Genomic DNA, 13,597 nt, shown 5'->3' with positions numbered 1-13,597 from the left:
ACGCGGCACAGGGGCGGGCGCCCTGCGCATGGCCCGCCGTGGCTCCTCGTGGAGCGGCGTGCGCGGGCGCCCGTGGGCCCGTGGGGGGCCGGGCGGCTGAACGTCGCGCGGCCGGGGGGCGTACTACTCTGCGGCGGCGGCCGCGACGGGGAGGTCCATGAGGACCGTGCGCCGGGGGTTGGCGGTCTGGGTGGGGAGCTCGACGGCGTGCTCCGGCTGTTCCGGCGTCCGCAGTTCGTCGGCGCCACCGAGGTGTGCCAGCGTCGTGCGTCGCGGGTTGGCGATCTTGTGGAACATCATCGTCGTCTTCACGGTTGTCGAGACCCTGTCGTGTGCGGGCGCCTGGAGGGGGCAAGTGACCCCTGCGGGGGCGCGGGTTGTCGGTTTTGCCTTCTCTGTAAAGCGTCAGGCTAAACATGCGATTCCCCGTCGATCCGGGGAGAGGCGGGGAACAGCGTGTGAGTTTGCTCACTTATCAAGGGTCAAACCGGTCAATTCCGACTGACGCCGCACTGCGACGAAACCGACATTGTCCCCCTGAAGGCACTATTCCGCTCCTGATCATGGCGACTGGGACACCGCCCGTCCGTCGACGGTTCGCCCGCATACGCCCGTTTTGCGGGTGATCGTTTTCTACCGCCCGTGAGCCGCCCCTCACGTGCTGTCACGTATGTCGCGGCCTGCCCCGCGGGCCTTGTTGGAGATCCGGCACTGTGCTGGAATTCCACGGACCGCCGCAGGATCGAGCCGGCGCGCAGGGGGCGCACCACAGCGCCGAGCGGCGGCACGTAAGGGGGAACCAGCGCCGGTCACTCACGACCGCCAGGGGGACGTATTCAGGGCGCCCCCATGACGCCGACACCGTGCCCAGCCGTTCACGCGGCCGGGTGCCTGGTCCAGAGGTTGCGACGCTAGTGCAGGGACGTTTCAAGAGGGATGGCAGCGCTTCGGCGGAGCCGGAGCCGCACGGCGGGAATGGCCCCAGGGCCGTCAGCTCCTCGCCCCAGCACGCCCAGAACCCGGGTCAGGCCCAGTCCGGCGACAGCGGCGACCGTTCCGGGCGCCCCGGTCAGGGAGCGGACTCGTCGGCTCCCGGCCAGAAGAAGCCCGCGAAGCCGGCCACGGGCTCGACCGGCCCGGGCCCGCGCATAGCCCTGCGCAACTGGCGGATCTCCACCCGTCTCGTGTCGCTGCTCGCCCTCCCGGTGGTCGCGGCCACCTCGCTGGGCGCGCTGCGCATCAACGAGTCGATGGACAACATCCAGCAGCTCGACAACATGAAGCTGCTGACGGAGATGACCAAGCAGGCCACCGAGCTGGCCGCCGCGCTCCAGGAGGAGCGCGACCAGTCCGCCGGCCCCCTGGCGCACGGCTCGACGTCCAGCGCGATCGCCGTCAAGGGCGACCGGGAGAAGACCGACCGGGCGCTGAAGAACTTCCTCGACCAGTCCGAGGAGATCGACGCCGCCAGCAAGGACGGCAATCTCGTCGGTGTCCGCGACAGCCTCGTCGGCCTCGCGAGCGATCTGAACGACCTGAACAAGATCCGCAGCACCGCCTACACGGCCAAGAAGAACTCGACCCAGACCGTCGAGGCCTACCACCGCCTGATCACCAACCTGCTCGACCTCTCGCAGGACATGGCGGAGGCCACCAGCAACCCCGAGATGATCCAGCGCACGCGTGCCCTGGCGGCCTTCTCCTCGGCCAAGGAGTACGCGTCCATCCAGCGCGCGGTCCTCGCGGCGGCGCTCCCGGCGAGCAACACCACCAAGGGCGAGCTCTCCGAGAACGACCGGCTCTACGCCCAGTCCGCGCTGCAGAGCCAGACGTCCGAGATCCGCAGCTTCACCAGCATCTACGGCGACGGCGCCGAGGACCTCCTCAAGCCGATCTCCCAGGGCAACCCGGTCATCGAGTCCTCCGACCAGTACGCCGGCCGTGCCCTCGGCCGGGTCAACGGCCTGGCCGACCTCGACGAACGCTCGTACCAGGACTGGCTGGACGACAGCTCCACCAAGATCCAGCAGATGAAGAACATCGAGCTCCGCCTGCTGGAGGACATGGAGCAGAAGGCCCGCGAGCTGCGCAGCGAGTCCGAGCAGGAGGCGATCGTCTCCGGTGTGCTGATCCTGCTCGTGCTCGGCGTCTCGCTGGTCGGCGCGTTCGTCGTGGCCCGGTCCATGATCCGCTCGCTGCGCCGCCTGGAGGACACCGCGACCAGGGTCGCCCAGGACCGTCTGCCCGAGCTGGTCAAGCAGCTCTCCGAGACCGACCCGCAGGACGTCGACACCTCGGTGGAGTCCGTCGGTGTGCACTCCCGGGACGAGATCGGCCGGGTGGCCGCGGCCTTCGACGACGTGCACCGCGAGGCGGTCCGCCTGGCCGCCGAGCAGGCCCTGCTGCGGGGCAACGTCAACGCGATGTTCACCAACCTCTCGCGCCGCTCCCAGGGCCTCATCCAGCGTCAGCTCTCGCTGATCTCCGAACTGGAGTCGCGCGAGGCCGACCCGGACCAGCTCTCCTCGCTGTTCAAGCTCGACCACCTCGCCACCCGCATGCGCCGTAACGGTGAGAACCTCCTCGTCCTCGCCGGTGAGGAGCCCGGCCGCCGGTGGACCCGTCCGGTCCCGCTGGTCGACGTGCTCCGCGCCGCCGCCTCCGAGGTGGAGCAGTACGAGCGGATCGAGCTGGCCTCCGTGCCGAGCACCGAGGTCGCCGGCCGCGTGGTCAACGACCTCGTGCACCTTCTCGCCGAGCTGCTCGAGAACGCGACGTCCTTCTCCTCGCCGCAGACCAAGGTCAAGGTCACCGGTCACGCGCTGCCCGACGGCCGCGTGCTGATCGAGATCCACGACACCGGCATCGGCCTCTCCCCCGAGGACCTCGCCGCGATCAACGAGCGGCTCGCCTCGCCGCCGACCGTGGACGTCTCGGTCTCCCGGCGCATGGGTCTGTTCGTGGTCGGCCGCCTGTCGCAGCGCCACGGCATCCGCATCCAGCTCCGTCCGTCCGACTCCGGCGGCACGACCGCGCTGGTCATGCTGCCCGTCGACGTCGCCCAGGGCGGCCGCAAGCCGCAGCCCAAGCCGGGGCAGCCCGCGGGCGGCGGCGGTCCGGCCGCGGCCCAGGCAGCGGCGGGTGTCGCGGCGGCCCGGCGCGGTGGCCAGAACGGCGGCGCGCTCGGCGGTGGCGGCGCCTTCGGCGCCGGTCCCCAGGGCGGTGGCCGGCTCGGTGCCGGTCAGGGCCCGCGGGCCGCGCTGCCCGGGCGGGACGCCGGCGGCCGTCCGGGTGCGCCGGGTGGCGCGCGCGGACCCCAGTCCCCCGCGGCACCGAACCAGCAGGGCCAGCAGGGCCGGCAGGCTCCGGCCGGCGCGGGTCAGACGCCCGGTGCTCCGCAGGGTCTGCAGGCCGCGGGCATGAACGCCCCGCAGGGCCAGGACGCCTTCGGCGGCCGTGCCCCGGTGCCGCCGCAGCGCGGCAAGCGCAAGAACAAGGGCAACGGCGACGCCGAGCAGGGCCGTCGTCCGCAGCTCCCGCCGCGCGGTGGTCCGCGGGCCGAGCTGCCCGGCGGCGACCAGCAGCCCCGCGTGCCGAGCTGGAGCGACGAGAACGCGCAGCCGCCCGTGCCGCGTGCCTCGCTGGACGCCCCGCGCGGCCACGAGGAGCCGGACTCCTCCCGGACGGACCGGGCGCCGCGCTTCGGCGACCAGCAGGGTCCGGGCGCGACGTCCGAGATGCCGGCGTTCCCCGGGTTCGACGAGAGCCAGGGCCCCGGCGCCACGGCGGAGTTCGCCCGTCCGGACTTCGACGCCCCGATGCCGCGCCGGGACGACCCGCTGACCACGGGCCAGTTCGCCCAGCCGGCCGCGGACCCGTACGGCCACGGCGGCGCGAACGCCCCGCACAACGACCAGTTCTCGCGGCCCGAGCCGGCCGCCCCGCAGCACGACGGCGGGCCGTTCGTCCGCTCGGACGTCTTCGGGGGGCAGCCGGCCCAGCAGGGTCCCGGCGACCCCTCCCTGACCGGCCAGTTCCCGGGCGCCCCGGCGTACGGCGACGGCTCGACCGGGCAGCACCGCCTGCCGGGCCGTCAGGACCCCGCCGTCACCGGCCAGTTCGAGCGTCCTCAGGTGAACGGCGCCTCCGCGGGCAACGACTTCGGCGCCCCGCGCCCGTCGGCCCCGCAGCAGCGTCCCGCCCAGCAGGAGCCCGGCCACGGTGCCCCGGCCCAGCAGCGGCCGGCCGACGGCTGGGCCCTGCCGCCGGCCGCCGGTCCCGGCGACGGACGCACCCCGCTGTACGACACGCTGGAGACCAACTGGTTCCACGGCGACCGCAGGGAGCGGGCGGAGAACAACGCCCCCGCACCCGCGCCCGCCGCGGAACCGCAGGCCCAGCCCCAGACCCCGGCGGCCCCCCAGCGGCCCGCCGACTCCGCCTGGCGCAGCTCGCCGAACGACGACCTCGTCCGGCAGGCCGAACGCGTCCGGCAGCCCGCGGCCGGCGGTGTCACCACCTCCGGTCTGCCGCGCCGCGTACCCCGGGCCAACCTGGTCCCGGGCACGGCTCAGCAGCAGTCGCACCAGAACGGTCCGCAGGTTTCGCGCGCGCCCGACGAGGTGCGCGGCCGGCTGACCAATCTCCGTCGGGGAATCGCACAGGGCCGTCAGGCCGGTACCAACCAGACCGGCAGCTACCCGCGGCCCACTCACCAGCAGGAGCGTTAGTTGAGCCCGATGAGCCAGGCGGCACAGAACCTCAACTGGTTGATCACGAATTTCGTGGACAACACCCCAGGGGTGTCCCACACCGTCGTCGTGTCCGCCGACGGACTCCTTCTGGCGATGTCGGAAGGCTTCCCGCGCGACCGCGCCGATCAGCTCGCGGCGGTCGCCTCGGGGCTGACCTCGCTGACGGCCGGGGCGTCCCGGATCTTCGAGGGCGGCAGCGTCGCCCAGACGGTCGTGGAGATGGAACGCGGGTTCCTCTTCCTCATGTCCGTCTCGGACGGCTCGTCCCTCGCCGTTCTCGCGCACCCGGAGTGCGACATCGGCCTCGTCGGCTACGAGATGGCGCTGCTGGTCGACCGCGCGGGCGCGGTCCTCACCCCGGATCTGCGCGCCGAACTGCAAGGCAGTCTGCTCCACTGATCGGCCCCGGCACCACCCGTCTCACCAAATCACCGTCCGGCCGCCACAATCCCCCCACCGGCCTCGTCAGACGGCACGACTGACCGACCTGCTGTCCCGCCCGGAGGATTCATGACCCCGCCCACCGCCTCTCATGATCCGTACGCGGAGCCGTACGAGGACGAGGGCGACCAGCCGCTGGTACGTCCATACGCGATGACCGGCGGCCGGACGAGGCCGCGCTACCAGCTCGCCATCGAGGCGCTGATCAGCACGACGGCCGACCCGGCAGCGCTCATGGGGCTGCTTCCCGAGCACCAGCGCATCTGCCACCTCTGCCGCGAGGTGAAGTCGGTGGCGGAGGTGTCGGCGCTGCTGTCCATGCCGCTGGGTGTGGCCAGGATCCTGGTCGCGGACCTCGCCGAGGCCGGGCTCGTCGCGATCCACCAGCCGGGCGGCGACGAGAACAACGGCGGTGCGCCGGACGTGACACTGCTCGAAAGGGTGCTCAGTGGACTTCGCAAGCTCTGACGGAGGCCGGGCGACCACCTCCGCGAAGATCGTGGTGGCCGGTGGCTTCGGTGTCGGCAAGACCACCTTCGTGGGCGCCGTCTCCGAGATCAACCCGCTGCGTACGGAGGCCGTGATGACCTCTGCCAGCGCGGGGATCGACGACCTCACGCATGCCGGGGGCAAGACGACCACCACGGTCGCCATGGACTTCGGCCGCATCACGCTCGACCAGGACCTGATCCTGTACCTGTTCGGCACGCCCGGCCAGGACCGCTTCTGGTTCATGTGGGACGACCTGGTGCGCGGCGCCATCGGCGCGGTCGTCCTGTGCGACACCCGCCGGCTGGCCGACTGCTTCCCGGCGGTGGACTACTTCGAGAACAGCGGTCTGCCGTTCGTCGTCGCGCTCAACGGGTTCGACGGGCAGCAGCCGTACACCCCGGACGAGGTGCGCGAGGCGCTGCAGATCGGCCCCGACACCCCGATCATCACCACCGACGCGCGACACCGGGCCGACGCCAAGAGTGCGCTGATCACGCTGGTGGAACACGCGCTGATGGCGCGTCTCCGGTAGGCCCCCGCGGCCGGAAAGATCCAATTCGGCAAGGGACTACGGCAGTTGTCGTAGACGTACCGGAGTCGGCTGTGTCCTTCGACACGGCCGGCTCCGGCGTTCATAACGTTTCGGCAGAGGAATCGGGTGGTACCGACACAGCTCGCGGTCGACCGGTGTCGCTGTGCGCACGAAGGCCCCGTCTTTTGGCGGGCCTCGCTCTTTTTGACCGTTTTATCTGGGGCTTACATCACGTGTAACCCGCTCGTTCCACTGTTTGGAAGAGCGCAGGTCGTCGTGCTGGAATGCGAGAACTGCCCAATGGTCAAAGACGTACTCAGCAGTAGCACGTACTCGATGGCGTACTGGGCGCTGATACACAGCGGCACGACGTAGGTGCCGACCGCCGAGAGGTTGTTGGTCGAGTGAGGCGAAGCAAGAGCAGTCCCGAGCCATCGGCCCGGGGCAACTTCACCCCGCCGCCGCGTGCAGCGGCACCCGCCCCCGTGCCCGCTTCGGAGCCTACGGCCGCGCTCGCCCCGAGCGGCGGCCGTTTCACCCCGCGCAACTGGCGGGTGACCACCCGGCTGAACGCGATCCTGCTCATACCCGTGCTGGTCGGCCTCGTCATGGGCGGCTTCCAGGTGAAGAGCTCGATCGACACCTGGCAGGACGCCAAGGACGCCGAGAACACGGCACGCCTGGTGCGCGCCTCCCTCGGTTACGCCAGTGCCCTCTACAACGAGCGCGACCTCACCGCCGCACCGCTGCTGCAGGGCAAGGACGAGAAGGACGCGACCGTCGCCAAGGCCCGCGGGGCCACGGACGACGCCGCCGACACCTTCGACGAGGCCGCCCAGAACATGCCGGCCAAGGCCGGTCTGGAACGCCGGCTCAAGGTGTTCCGCGAGCAGGAGCCCAAGCTCCAGACCCTGCGCGCGACCGCCTACACCTCCAAGCTCAAGGGTGTGGAGACGGAAGAGGGCTACACCGGGATCGCCCACCCGCTGATGGAGTTCGCCAACGAGCTCGGTCTGGGCACCGGCAACATCACCTCCTACGGCCGTACCGTCTACGCGATCTCCCTGACCAAGGCGGCGCTCTCGCTGGAGCGCTCCATCGGCATGCACATGCTGGTCAAGCCGGGTCCGGAGCCGAGCCACCTCGCCAGCCAGCGCGTCGCCCTCTCGTCCTACGCCTACCTCGAGCGCATCGCCGTCGAGGAGTACATCGGCGGCGGCACCGAGGCGGACGCGCAGAAGCTCGAGGACGCCGAGACGAAGCTCAAGGAGGACGGCGCGGCCATGGCCAAGGAGGCCAAGGCCAAGGACCCGGACTACGTACCGCCGCCGGCCAACCCGACCACCATGATCTCCGAGCTGGCCGGCCTGGACTCCACGGACGCCGATGCCCGCGCCGCGCTGGCCGCGCAGGGCATCACGCCGGAGAACTGGTGGGCGGTCAACACCCTCAAGTTCGACGCCTACGGCAAGATCGAGTCGGACATGGCCGACAAGGCGGTGGCGGAGGCCTCCGCCATCGCCGACGACGCCGAGCAGGACGCCTACATCACGGGTGCCGCGGTCGTCCTCGCCCTGCTCGCCGCCTTCGTGCTGGCCGGCATGGTGGCCCGCCAGATGAGCCGCTCCATGCGCCAGCTGCGCAACGCCGCCTTCGGCATCGCCGAGCAGCGGCTGCCGTCGCTGGTCGACCAGCTCTCCCGCACGGACCCCGGCCGGGTCGACACCCGGGTGGCCCCGATCCCGATCAGCTCCACCGACGAGATCGGCGAAGTCGCCCGCGCCTTCGACCAGGTGCACCGCGAGGCGGTCCGGCTCGCCTCCGAGCAGGCCCTGCTGCGGGGCAACATCAACGCGATCTTCACCAACCTGTCGCGCCGCAACCAGTCGCTGATCGAGGGCCAGTTGAGCCTGATCACCGACCTGGAGAACAACGAGGCCGACCCCGACCAGCTGGAGAACCTCTTCCGGCTGGACCACCTCGCCACCCGTATGCGCCGCAACGGCGAGAACCTGCTGGTCCTCGCCGGCGAGGAGCCCGGCCGCCGCTGGGACCAGCCGGTCCCGCTGGTCGACGTGCTGCGCGCGGCCTCCTCCGAGGTGGAGCAGTACGAGCGCATCGAGCTGTCCGGCGTGCCGGAGGCCGAGATCCACGGCCGGGCCGTGACCGACCTCGTGCACCTGCTGGCCGAGCTCCTGGAGAACGCGACCACCTTCTCCTCCCCGCAGACCAAGGTCCGCGTCACCGCGACCCGGCTGCCCGACGGCCGTGTGATGGTCGAGATCCACGACAAGGGCATCGGCCTGACCGCCGAGGACTTCGCCGACATCAACCACAAGCTGGCCAACCCGCCGACCGTGGACGCCGCGATCTCGCAGCGCATGGGCCTGTTCGTGGTCGGCCGGCTGTCCGACCGGCACGGCATCCGCGTCCAGCTCCGTCCCTCGGGCGAGCAGGCGGGCACCACCTCGCTGGTCATGCTCCCGGACGCCATCACACACGGCGGTGGCGGCGGAGAGCAGCAGATGCAGCGCGACGAGTTCACCGTCTCGCAGATCATCCCGGAGCAGGACTTCCGGGGCGACGGTTTCGGCCAGGTCGGCCAGCCCATGCGGACCGCCGCGGAACTGGGCTTCGACGACAGCCGCTACACCGAGGTCCCCGACGACATCCGCGAGCTCGACCCCGTCGGCCGCTCGCTGATGCGCGAGGAGCGCCGCGCCGCCCTGGAGGCCCAGTCGCAGCCCGAGCTGCCGGGTCCGGCGGACCCCGGCGGCCACGGCAACGGCGAGGCCGCCGGGTACCAAGACCCGTTCACCGGGCAGCAGCCGGTCTACGGCCAGGGCCAGGACGGCTACCAGGAACAGCAGAGCGGCTCCTACGGCCGGCCCTCGTCCTATGCCGACCAGCAGCAGGCGTACGCGGATCCGCAGCAGACGTCGTACGAGGAGCAGTACTACGCGCCGAACGGCGGCCTGCCCCAGGGTGACGGCTACGCGCCGAACGGCGGTTACGCCGACCCGTCGTACGCCGAACCGGGCCGGGGCGGGCACCAGCCGGCCGAATCCGGCGCCCAGGACCCCTACTCGGCCTTCGAGCAGCGGCGCCACCAGGACGACTGGCCCCAGCAGGACGGTTACCACAACGGCTACCAGGCCCAGTACCCTGCGGATACGCCCGAGACGGATTCCGCGCAGGCCGCTGACGTGGCCGACGCGGACCGCGTAGGCTTCGACCGTCCGGGACCGGCCCCCTCCGCCGCCCAGCAGCTCACCGACGCCGGCCTTCCGCGCCGCGGTTCCCCCGCGGGCGGTCAGGGCGACGCGGGGCTCGTGGACCACGAGGCACCGGCACCTGCTCCGGCGGCGGACGGCCCCGACGACTGGCGCTCGGCCAACGACGAGCGCTGGCAGCAGGCCTCCCAGCTGCGCAAGCCGAAGGCGGGCGGGGTGACCTCCTCCGGCCTGCCGCGGCGGGTTCCCAAGGCCAACCTGGTCGAGGGCGCCGCCGAAACCACTCCCCAGGGGGGCCCACAGGTCTCCCGCGCCCCGGAGGACGTCCGGGGCAGGCTGAGCAACCTGCGACGCGGTGTCCAACGAGGCCGCACCGCAGGCAGTGAAACGAACGGCCAGGACACAAGGAATGAACACCGTGGTCCTGACAGCACCTACAACCAGGAGCGTTAGTGTGAGCCCGATGAGCCAGGCGGCACAGAACCTGAACTGGTTGATCACCAACTTCGTGGACAACACCCCGGGGGTGTCCCACACGGTGGTGGTCTCCGCCGACGGACTCCTTCTGGCGATGTCCGAAGGGTTCCCCCGCGACCGCGCCGATCAGCTCGCGGCCGTCGCCTCCGGTCTGACCTCGCTGACCGCCGGTGCCTCGCGCATCTTCGAGGGCGGCAGCGTGAACCAGACGGTTGTGGAGATGGAGCGGGGATTCCTCTTCATCATGTCCATTTCCGATGGTTCCTCGCTCGCGGTTCTCGCACACCCGGAGGCGGACATCGGCCTCATTGGGTACGAGATGGCCCTTCTGGTGGACCGTGCGGGCACTGTCCTGACGCCGGATCTGCGAGCCGAGCTCCAGGGGAGCCTTCTCAACTAAAGGACAGACGGTGCGTTTTGGCGTCCCGTGCCCGTAAAGTTTCGGGACGCGGCTCCACAGCGCTGGATGCCAGGCACAGTCGGAGGAGGAGAAAAGTGGCAACACCCCCAGACGGTCCGTCTTCGGGCAACTGGTCGTACGGCCCCGCGCAGGGCCAGAACGACGGCTCGGCGAACGGGTACGGCTTCCCCTCCGCCCCGAGCCACCGGCAGCCGTACGCGCCGCAGGGCCCCGGCCCTTCGCCGTACGACCAGCCGCACGCTCCGCGCATCCAGCCCGTGCAGCCGCAGCGCCGCGCCCCCGAGCCGTCGCCCGCGGGGGCGTCGAACAACCCCCTGGTGCGTCCGTACGCCATGACGGGCGGCCGCACCAGGCCGCGTTACCAGCTCGCCATCGAGGCGCTGGTGCACACCACCGCGCAGCCGCACCAGATGCAGGGCCAGCTGCCCGAGCATCAGCGGATCTGCAACCTCTGCCGGGAGATCAAGTCGGTGGCCGAGATCTCGGCCCTGCTGACGATCCCTCTCGGCGTGGCCAGGATCCTCGTCGCCGACTTGGCGGAGGCGGGCCTGGTCGCCATCCATCAGCCCGGCGGCGACGAGAACGCCGGCGGCCAGCCAGACGTGACACTGCTCGAAAGGGTGCTCAGTGGACTTCGCAAGCTCTAGCGGAGGGCCTTCCCGCTCCACCACGTCCGCGAAGATCGTGGTGGCGGGCGGTTTCGGCGTGGGCAAGACCACGTTCGTCGGCGCCGTCTCGGAGATCAACCCGCTGCGCACAGAGGCCGTGATGACATCCGCGTCCGCGGGTATCGACGACCTCACCCACACGGGGGACAAGACGACCACCACGGTCGCCATGGACTTCGGCCGTATCACGCTCGACCAGGACCTGATCCTCTACCTGTTCGGCACGCCCGGCCAGGACCGCTTCTGGTTCATGTGGGACGACCTGGTGCGCGGCGCCATCGGCGCGGTCGTGCTGGTCGACACGAGGCGTCTGGCCGACTGCTTCCCGGCGGTCGACTACTTCGAGAACAGCGGCCTGCCGTTCGTCATCGCCCTGAACGGGTTCGACGGGCAGCAGCCGTACAACCCGGACGAGGTCCGGGAGGCGCTGCAGATCGGCCCCGACACCCCGATCATCACGACGGACGCACGGCACCGGGCCGACGCGAAGTCGGCGCTCATCACTCTCGTGGAGCACGCGCTGATGGCGCGCCTGCGCTAGACGAGCACCCCGCACCCGTCACGCCGGGTCGCGCACCGCCCCCTGCGGCCACTGGCTGCCGGGGGCTGTTGTGTGCCCGGGGGGCGGTTGCCGGTCCTGCTCCGGAACGCGAAGAGGCCCCCTCCTGGTGGAGGGGGCCTCTTCGGTGCGGTCAGCGCCAGCTGTGGGGGGCGCGGAAGCCGGGCTCGCGCTCCAGGCGGCGCCAGCCCGCGCGGACGCGGCCGCCGCCGTGGGTCGGGGCGATCTCGGCGGGGCGGGCGGCGGCACGGGCCAGCAGGAGGGCCGTGATGGCGGCGACTTCCTCGGGCTCGGCGTGGCCCTTCTCGACGCGGATGTCGGAAATGGACATGGGAGTGGCTCCTCGGGTCACTGCGGCGGGTTGCCGTGCTTGCGGGAGGGCAGGTCGGCGTGCTTGGTGTGGAGCATCGCCAGGGAGCGGATGAGGACCTCACGGGTCTCGGCGGGGTCGATGACGTCGTCGACGAGGCCGCGTTCGGCCGCGTAGTAGGGGTGCATCAGCTCGGCCTTGTACTCCTTGACCATGCGGGCGCGCATGGCCTCGGGGTCCTCGGCGTCGGCGATCTGACGGCGGAAGATGACGTTGGCGGCGCCCTCGGCGCCCATCACGGCGATCTCGTTGGTCGGCCAGGCGAACGTCAGGTCGGCGCCGATGGACTGGGAGTCCATGACGATGTAGGCGCCGCCGTAGGCCTTGCGCAGGATCAGCGAGATCCGCGGCACGGTGGCGTTGCAGTAGGCGTACAGGAGCTTGGCGCCGTGGCGGATGATGCCCCCGTGCTCCTGGTCGACGCCCGGCAGGAAGCCGGGGACGTCCAGGAGGGTGACGATCGGGATGTTGAAGGCGTCGCACATCTGCACGAACCGGGCGGCCTTCTCGGAGGCCTCGATGTCCAGGACGCCGGCCAGGGCCTGCGGCTGGTTGGCGACGATGCCGACGACCTGCCCGTCCAGGCGGGCGAGCGCGCAGATGATGTTGCGGGCCCAGCGCTCGTGGACCTCGAGGTACTCGCCGTCGTCGACGATCTCCTCGATCACCTTCGTCATGTCGTACGGGCGGTTGCCGTCCGCCGGGACGAGGTCGAGGAGGGTGTCCCCGCGGCGGTCCGCCGGGTCCGACGACTCGCTGCGCGGCGGGTTCTCGCGGTTGTTCTGGGGCAGCAGCGACAGGAGGTAGCGCACTTCGGCGATGCACGTCTCCTCGTCGTCGTAGGCGAAGTGGCACACGCCGGAGGTCTCGGCGTGGACGTCGGCGCCGCCCAGGCCGTTCTGGGTGATCTCCTCACCGGTGACGGCCTTGACGACGTCGGGGCCGGTGATGAACATCTGCGAGGTGTCGCGGACCATGAACACGAAGTCCGTCAGCGCCGGGCTGTAGGCGGCGCCGCCCGCGCACGGGCCGAGCATCACCGAGATCTGCGGGATGACCCCGGAGGCCCTGGTGTTGCGCTGGAAGATGCCGCCGTAGCCCGCCAGGGCGCTGACGCCCTCCTGGATGCGGGCGCCGGCACCGTCGTTGAGGGAGACCAGTGGAGCACCCGCCGCGATGGCCATGTCCATGATCTTGTGGATCTTCGTGGCGTGGGCCTCGCCGAGCGCGCCGCCGAAGATGCGGAAGTCGTGGGCGTAGACGAAGACCGTGCGGCCCTCCACCGTGCCCCAGCCGGTGATCACACCGTCGGTGTAGGGCTTCTTGGCCTCCAGGCCGAAGCCGGTCGCCCGGTGCCGGCGCAGCTGCTCGACCTCCTGGAAGGAACCGGGGTCGACCAGCAGCCCGATCCGCTCGCGCGCGGTCAGCTTGCCCTTGGCGTGCTGCGCCGCCGTCGCCTTCTCGCTCGGCCCGGCCAGCGCCTGGGCACGGATCTCGTGCAGTTCGGCTACTCGCCCGCGCGCGTCCGTCGGCTCACCCGGCGCCTCATCCAAAACGGTCATGTAGCGACTCTACGAAGCCGACCGGCGAAAGCGAGCCGTCGACTCCGTACAGTCTCCGGCGTGTTTTCCTAGTACCCCTGAACAGAAC

The 13,597-nt window shown here is 71.1% G+C and carries 11 protein-coding genes; 8 read left to right on the top strand and 3 right to left on the bottom strand.

The genetic code is table 11. The features are described from left to right. Positions 1–123 precede the first annotated feature (123 nt). On the bottom strand, positions 124–312 hold the full coding sequence (locus AC0VYN_RS07175) for a hypothetical protein (protein ID WP_385458424.1): 189 nt from the start codon (positions 310–312) through the stop codon (positions 124–126). A 602-nt stretch (positions 313–914) separates the two neighbouring features. On the opposite strand from AC0VYN_RS07175, the gene AC0VYN_RS07170 reads away from it, so the two are divergent. From AC0VYN_RS07170 to AC0VYN_RS07135, 8 genes are all read left to right on the top strand, one after another. After that, positions 915–4,730, top strand: coding sequence for a nitrate- and nitrite sensing domain-containing protein (locus tag AC0VYN_RS07170; RefSeq protein WP_475535249.1), 3,816 nt, complete (start codon positions 915–917; stop codon positions 4,728–4,730). Between the two features lie 9 nt (positions 4,731–4,739). Then, positions 4,740–5,153: a roadblock/LC7 domain-containing protein gene (locus AC0VYN_RS07165; RefSeq protein WP_003993189.1), complete on the top strand. Its 414-nt coding sequence runs from the start codon at positions 4,740–4,742 to the stop codon at positions 5,151–5,153. 111 nt (positions 5,154–5,264) lie between these two features. Further along, positions 5,265–5,663 (top strand): DUF742 domain-containing protein, encoded by a 399-nt coding sequence (locus tag AC0VYN_RS07160; RefSeq protein ID WP_003997626.1) that lies wholly within the window; start codon positions 5,265–5,267, stop codon positions 5,661–5,663. Continuing rightward, entirely contained in the window at positions 5,644–6,219 is a 576-nt protein-coding gene (locus AC0VYN_RS07155; protein WP_161164401.1) for a GTP-binding protein, read from the top strand. The genes AC0VYN_RS07160 and AC0VYN_RS07155 overlap by 20 nt, the downstream gene beginning before the upstream one ends. Before the next feature lie 404 nt (positions 6,220–6,623). Further along, complete coding sequence (locus AC0VYN_RS07150) at positions 6,624–9,905, top strand: sensor histidine kinase (RefSeq protein ID WP_475535248.1); 3,282 nt, start codon at positions 6,624–6,626, stop codon at positions 9,903–9,905. Positions 9,906–9,915: 10 nt separating this feature from the next. Continuing rightward, positions 9,916–10,329, top strand: a complete 414-nt coding sequence (locus AC0VYN_RS07145) for a roadblock/LC7 domain-containing protein (RefSeq protein WP_004983065.1) — start codon at positions 9,916–9,918, stop codon at positions 10,327–10,329. Positions 10,330–10,424: 95 nt separating this feature from the next. Beyond that, positions 10,425–10,997: a DUF742 domain-containing protein gene (locus AC0VYN_RS07140; protein ID WP_475535247.1), complete on the top strand. Its 573-nt coding sequence runs from the start codon at positions 10,425–10,427 to the stop codon at positions 10,995–10,997. Beyond that, on the top strand, positions 10,978–11,559 hold the full coding sequence (locus tag AC0VYN_RS07135; RefSeq protein ID WP_043432136.1) for a GTP-binding protein: 582 nt from the start codon (positions 10,978–10,980) through the stop codon (positions 11,557–11,559). The genes AC0VYN_RS07140 and AC0VYN_RS07135 overlap by 20 nt, the downstream gene beginning before the upstream one ends. A 151-nt stretch (positions 11,560–11,710) precedes the next feature. On the opposite strand, the gene AC0VYN_RS07130 is transcribed toward AC0VYN_RS07135, so the two are convergent. Then, the gene (locus AC0VYN_RS07130) at positions 11,711–11,908 is read right to left on the bottom strand and encodes an acyl-CoA carboxylase epsilon subunit (protein WP_386923067.1); all 198 of its coding nucleotides are present in this window, start codon (positions 11,906–11,908) and stop codon (positions 11,711–11,713) included. Positions 11,909–11,925: 17 nt separating this feature from the next. Then, the gene (locus tag AC0VYN_RS07125) at positions 11,926–13,509 is read right to left on the bottom strand and encodes an acyl-CoA carboxylase subunit beta (protein ID WP_475535246.1); all 1,584 of its coding nucleotides are present in this window, start codon (positions 13,507–13,509) and stop codon (positions 11,926–11,928) included. Positions 13,510–13,597: the final 88 nt, after the last annotated feature.

It is taken from the genome of Streptomyces sp. 63XJN7_1_ISO-PGPR-S23-121 (assembly GCF_056173025.1).
This window is presented reverse-complemented; position numbering and strand designations above follow the sequence as displayed.

Excerpts from the sequence above, each read along its gene's own strand:
- AC0VYN_RS07165 (WP_003993189.1), top strand. The coding sequence starts at position 4,740 with ATGAGCCAGGCGGCACAGAACCTCAACTGGTTGATCACGAATTTCGTG.
- AC0VYN_RS07160 (WP_003997626.1), top strand. The coding sequence starts at position 5,265 with ATGACCCCGCCCACCGCCTCTCATGATCCGTACGCGGAGCCGTACGAG.
- AC0VYN_RS07145 (WP_004983065.1), top strand. The coding sequence starts at position 9,916 with ATGAGCCAGGCGGCACAGAACCTGAACTGGTTGATCACCAACTTCGTG.
- AC0VYN_RS07130 (WP_386923067.1), bottom strand. The coding sequence starts at position 11,908 with ATGTCCATTTCCGACATCCGCGTCGAGAAGGGCCACGCCGAGCCCGAG.
- AC0VYN_RS07125 (WP_475535246.1), bottom strand. The coding sequence starts at position 13,509 with ATGACCGTTTTGGATGAGGCGCCGGGTGAGCCGACGGACGCGCGCGGG.